The organism is Schnuerera sp. (assembly GCF_035459645.1).
Taxonomy (GTDB): domain Bacteria; phylum Bacillota; class Clostridia; order Tissierellales; family Tepidimicrobiaceae; genus Schnuerera.
The window spans coordinates 1-5,984 of the sequence record NZ_DATHXO010000017.1 but is presented as its reverse complement, the minus strand read 5'-3'; the positions used below and the strand labels follow the sequence as shown (position 1 = coordinate 5,984).

5 protein-coding genes are annotated in these 5,984 nt (G+C 30.8%); all 5 read right to left on the bottom strand.

Annotated elements, in window-relative coordinates; genetic code table 11:
- Nucleotides 1-493 precede the first annotated feature (493 nt).
- Nucleotides 494-1,204 carry a response regulator transcription factor gene (locus tag VK998_RS00415; protein WP_325224239.1) on the bottom strand — a complete coding sequence of 237 codons (711 nt, stop codon included), beginning with the start codon at nucleotides 1,202-1,204 and terminating at the stop codon, nucleotides 494-496.
- A gap of 37 nt (nucleotides 1,205-1,241) precedes the next feature.
- Entirely contained in the window at nucleotides 1,242-3,155 is a 1,914-nt protein-coding gene (gene selB, locus VK998_RS00410) for a selenocysteine-specific translation elongation factor (RefSeq protein ID WP_325224236.1), read from the bottom strand.
- Entirely contained in the window at nucleotides 3,152-4,582 is a 1,431-nt protein-coding gene (gene selA / locus VK998_RS00405; protein WP_325224233.1) for an L-seryl-tRNA(Sec) selenium transferase, read from the bottom strand. The genes selB and selA overlap by 4 nt, the downstream gene beginning before the upstream one ends.
- Before the next feature lie 15 nt (nucleotides 4,583-4,597).
- Entirely contained in the window at nucleotides 4,598-5,629 is a 1,032-nt protein-coding gene (gene selD / locus VK998_RS00400; protein ID WP_325224232.1) for a selenide, water dikinase SelD, read from the bottom strand.
- A gap of 12 nt (nucleotides 5,630-5,641) precedes the next feature.
- On the bottom strand, nucleotides 5,642-5,984 hold a 343-nt coding region (locus tag VK998_RS00395; protein ID WP_325224230.1), incomplete at its 5' end, for a helix-hairpin-helix domain-containing protein.

Below are 5,984 nucleotides of genomic sequence, written 5' to 3'. Positions count from 1 at the left end.
CTTGCTATTTGAATTCAAGTGCAGACCTAATGCTACAACAATAAGTAAAGCTATTACTCCATACATATGTGTTCCCCCTTATGTTAATTATATTAATTGGAGGGCAGACACATAGGTTTGCCCCCATGCACCAACCGTTATATATGCTTGAACCACTGCGAGCCCAAATATAATTAATATGTCCTATGAAATCGGATGGACACACAGGTCCATCCCTACCCACAACCGTGATATATTCTACATTGTAGGGGTTGACCTATGTGTCAACCCCTTTATATGTCAACCCGTTGATTCTCATAAAATTACAAGCATAACCTTCTTTTTAATTCACAATTCACAATTTAAAATTCACAATTTGTGACGTTTACGTCGCATTTAATTACCGATGTTTATTTTACAAATTATGTTCTTATTGATACAGCTCCTCTGTTTCTAAATTATAGCAAAAATATTATTTTTAGAATATCCAAAATAACAGAGACCTAGATACTCACTAATCTATAGCAGCGCTTGCTCTTTTGCTTTTAAAATAGTATCCTTCTCCCCATTTGGTGTGAATATATTCTACATTGCTAGAATCTTTTTCTATTTTTTCTCTAAGCCTTCTTATATGAACATCTACCGTTCTTAAATCTCCAAAATATTCGTATCCCCAGATAGTTTCTAGTAACTCTTCTCTTGTAAATACTTTCCCTGGATTGGATACCAATAAATAAAATAGGTCAAACTCTTTTCCTGTTAAAGATATACTTTTATCTCCAATTATTAATTTTCTACCTAGTGCATTTATGATAAAATCATCTATTTTCATGGTTTGATTATCTATTTCATAGTTTTTCATATTTACTCTTCTTAAAATTGCTTTTATTTTAGCTTTCAGAACCAAAATATTGAATGGTTTGGTTATATAATCATCAGCTCCATACTCTAATGCTAAAATCTTATTAATATCTTCTTCCTTTTCTGTTAGAATAATAATTGGTACTTGAGAGTTGTCCCTGATGGTTTGACAAAACTTAAGCCCATTACCATCTGGTAATACTAAATCCAGTATAACCAAACCATAATCTTTCTTCTTTATTTTCTCCATAGCTTCTTTAATGCTAAAAGCTGCCTCAACAATATAGTTGTCTTGTTCTAAGCTATATTTTAATCCTTTTACAAAAAGTTTATCTCTATTTATAACTATTACTCTAGTACTCATCAATATCACTCCATGTCAAAAGAAATAGAGCTTATATTTAACCTTCTATAAGTATTCTCTTATCTCCATCCCTTTTTGTTATTTTGAATTGATCAAAATACTCTAATAAAGCTAAAGCAACTTTTCTATTAGTATTTAGTATATCTCTAAATTGAGCAACAGTAATAAAATTATTCTCTCTAATAAACTCCTTTAGTAATCTTAGTGCTTCTTCATAAACTGTTTTATATAGATAAATCTCTTCACTTAATTTGATTATATTACCATTATTAACTAGGGCATTAATTACTTCATCAACTTCGTTAAAATCTTCGTTTACTATTTTAATCAATTCTTCTTTCTTTGGTGGTGAAAACTTTTTTTCTTCAAAAATTTTGATTATACTATTTTTAATTTTTAATTGAAGATCATTATATTTTACCTCAAATCCAGCATTGTGAATGCTTTCCTTTTTTTGTTCAATAAATCCTTTTTTCATAAGTATATCAATAAACTTTTCTCCAACCTTTGCAGGTGCATTGTTCAAAAATTTACTGCGTATTTCTTCTTTAGATACACCATAGCGAAGAGGATATTTTTTATGGAAAGACTCTAGTTCTTCAATTATATTATTACTTAATTGATTAAAATAATCTATATGAACAATGTGTAAATCCTTAGTTAAACTAAACGATACAACTTTATCTAATTTTTCCAATTTATTTACATCTGTTTTTACTTTTTCTTCTAACATGGCAGTTGTAGTAGCAATTTCTTTTATTGTTGGGAAGTACTTACTCTTATCTAATATAATCTTTTCTATTATATCTATAGATTGGCCTTTATCCTTTATTTTAAGTTCTTCAATAGCATCTATATCAAAGGGTTGTTTTTTAGTTGGATTAGGTTCTAATATCTCTCCACCTCCTATAGTGAACATAGGAGAATAAAATCTAATAATAAATCTATCCCCTCTCTTTGCAACGGTATTTTCTTCTAATCTCAATTGGGCATAAGCTTCTTCTCCAGGGTTTAATACTTCCTTATCCAAGAGTACTATCCTACAAAGTAATTCCTTAGTTCCAATATATAGTCTAAGTCGGGTTCTATTGGTAATTGCTCTATCTAAATCTTTAATAAGTTTAACCTTTGCATCTAACATTAAAGTTTCTTTCATGGAATCTTTAGGAGCAATAACATCCCCTCTATCTACTTCTTCTTTTTTAATACCTGACATATTTATTGCTACTCTTTGTCCAGCAAAGGCTTTTTCGGTATCTTGGTCATGAACTTGTAAAGTCCTTATTCTTGCCAAATTATTTCCAGGAAAAATTTGTATTTCATCCCCTATGCTTAAACTTCCCGATAACAAAGTTCCTGTCACTACCGTTCCAAAACCTGCAATTGTAAATACCCTATCAATAGGTAATCTTGGCATATCATAACTTTCCCTATCTTCTATATCTAAAGTTAATTCATCAATTAATTTTTTTACTTCTTCTATACCAGTTTTTTCAATAGAAGATACAGGTATAATATGACTATTTTCTAAAAAAGTACCTTGAACTTGTTCTCTCACATCTTCTTTGACCAATTCTAACCATTCTTCTTCTACTAAATCCGCTTTAGTTAATACGATAAATCCTTTGTCAATTCCTAATAAATTTAATATGGCTAAATGTTCTTTGGTTTGAGGCATTACTCCTTCATCTGCTGCTATTACTAATAGGACTATATCCATTCCCATAACCCCAGCCAACATATTCTTTACAAATTTTTCATGCCCTGGAACATCTATTATACCAGCTCTTTTCCCACTGGGTAAATCAAAATAGGTGAAACCCAATTCAATTGAGATCCCTCTATCTTTCTCTTCCTTCAATCTATCCGTGTTTCTGCCAGTTAGTGCTTTTATAAGTGTAGTCTTCCCATGATCTATATGCCCAGCTGTTCCAACTATAATATGCTTCATATAATACACCCTTTCACTCTCTCAAATCCAAATAATAATCCATCTACAACAATATCAAATTCTTCTTCCCTTATAGTTCTTAAATCTATGAATATATTATCTTTATATACTCTTGTAATAATTGGCGTTTTGTATTCTCTTAAAGATTTTTCAAAATCAGAAACGCTCCCATCATTTAAGCTAAATAAAATACATTTAGTAGGTATTTTTTCTAGAGGTAAAGAACCACCACCAACTTCTGAATAACTATCTACTATTTCTATTTTACAGTTTTTAGTATCAACCTTTTCAGCAATCATATTATATAGTTTTTTTGCCTTATTTTCTAATTCATTAATTTCTAATGATAGCATATTCAAGGTTGGTATTTTCTCTATTGCTATCTTTTCATCAAGATAAAGTCTAAGGGTTGCTTCCAAAGCTGATATGGTAAATTTATCCACTCTAAATGCTCTGGTTAAAGGGTTTTTCTTCATAGCATCGATATACTCCTTTTTACCCACTATTACTCCTGCTTGTGGTCCTCCTAATAGCTTGTCGCCACTAAATGTTACTACATCTACTCCTTTTTTAATTGAATCCTGAACTGTTGGTTCATATTCCAAACCAAATTTAGACAAATCAACTAAAACCCCACTTCCTAAATCTTCAATTAATGGAAGGTCGTATTTTTTCTTTAATGGATATAGTTCTTCTGCAGAAACAGAAGAAGTAAATCCTAATATCCTATAATTACTAGTATGAACCTTTAATAATGCTGCAGTTTCCTCGGTGATTGCATTTTCAAAGTCCCATAAATGAGTTTTGTTTGTAGTACCTACTGCTTTTAAAATAGCACCACTTTGTTCCATTACATCTGGTATCCTGAAAGCTCCACCTATTTCTATTAATTCTCCTCTTGATACTATAACTTCCTTTTCTTTAGCTAAAGTACTCAGCACTAATAAAACTGCTGCAGCATTATTGTTTACAACCATGGCATCTTCTCCACCTGTAATCTCAACAATAATATCTTTCAGGTGACTATATCGGGATCCTCTTTCTCCCTTTTCTAAATCATACTCAAGATTAGAATAATTAATGGCTATATCCTTAATATTATCAAAAATATCTTCACTAATTAAAGAACGGCCAATATTTGTATGGATCACTACCCCAGTTCCATTTACAACTCTTTTCAATCTATAGGAATTTTTCTTTTCTGCTCTATCTATTATTAAATCTAATATATCTTTGTTTTTTTCATTGATTTCTTCTTCTTTTAAAGAATTATTTTTTATATCTTTTCTTAATAATTCTATCTCTTCTCTAATAGAGTCAACTACAATTTTTCTTGGAATAGTATTCATTAAATTTCTAACTTTATCAGTTTCTAATATTTCATCTACTTTAGGAATTAACTTAAACAAATTTCTTTTCTGTCCCATAAAATCCCTCTCTTTTTATTCTACTATTAAATGATAATCTTCTTTTTTTACAACTTCTCCTATTAAAGCATATCTGGTTGGTGTATTTATTAATTCTTTCATTAATAAATCTACATTTTCCTTAGAAACTGCTATTAACAATCCTCCCGATGTTTGAGGATCGAATAGTATATCCTCTATCTCATTTGGAATCTCATTAACTATTTTTATATTGTCTCCTATATATCCCCTATTTGAATATGCTCCTGCAGGTATTAACCCCATTCCTGCATATTCTATTGCCTTCTCAATTATTGGCACTTTTTTATGATCAATTTTAATGGTTACTGAACTACCTTCTGCCATTTCTAAACTATGACCTAATAATCCAAATCCTGTAATATCTGTTACACTATTTACCTGAACCTTATCTATTGCTTCTTTGGCATATTTATTTAAGGTAGACATGACTTTAACTGCTTCATCATATGATTCTTTATCTGCTAATCCACCTTTAATGGCTGTATTTATTATGCCAACGCCTAAAGGTTTAGTTAACACTAGTAAATCTCCTGGTTTTGCATTGCTATTGGTTAATACCTTTTTTGGATTTACGAACCCTGCCACAGATAAACCATATTTAGGCTCATCATCTTCTACAGTATGCCCTCCGACTAAAATAGCTCCTGCTTCAGCTACTTTATCATGTCCTCCTTTTAATATATTAACCAATACATCGGGACTCAAACAAGTTGGAAAACCTACTATGTTCATAGCTAATTTGGGTTCTCCCCCCATTGCGTATACATCGCTTAAAGAATTGGCTGCTGCAATTTGTCCAAATACATATGGATCATCTACAATTGGAGTAAAAAAATCCAAAGTTTGAATTAAAGCCAAATCATCATTTATTTTATAGACAGCTGCATCATCGGCAGTGTCTAATCCTACTATTAAATTCTCATCAAAAGTTTTTGGTAGTTGGCACAAAACCTGTGCCAATATATCGGGACCGATTTTAGCTGCTCACCCTGAACTTTTGGTTAATTGGGTTAATCTTTTATCCATATATGTCACTCCTTATTTAACTATAATAAGTTCTTTAATGCTTTCAAATTTTTTATCACCTATACCAGATACATTCATTATATCCTCAATAGCTTTAAATGGATTGTTATCTCTGTACTCTACTATTCTTCCTGCTAAAACTTCTCCAACACCTGGCAATGACATTAATTCTTCTTTTGTACAGGTGTTTATATTAATTTTGCTATTATCAGACTGATTTGAATTTGAGGTTTCAGGAATTACACTCTCTTCTCCAATTTTAGGAACATGTATTTTTTCTTCATCTGATAGTTTTCTAGCTAAGTTTATTTTATCCGAGTCTGCATCTTTTTTCAATCCTCCAGCCAAATTTACT

Excerpts from the sequence above, each read along its gene's own strand:
- VK998_RS00415 (WP_325224239.1), bottom strand. The coding sequence starts at position 1,204 with ATGAGTACTAGAGTAATAGTTATAAATAGAGATAAACTTTTTGTAAAA.
- selA (WP_325224233.1), bottom strand. The coding sequence starts at position 4,582 with ATGGGACAGAAAAGAAATTTGTTTAAGTTAATTCCTAAAGTAGATGAA.
- selB (WP_325224236.1), bottom strand. The coding sequence starts at position 3,155 with ATGAAGCATATTATAGTTGGAACAGCTGGGCATATAGATCATGGGAAG.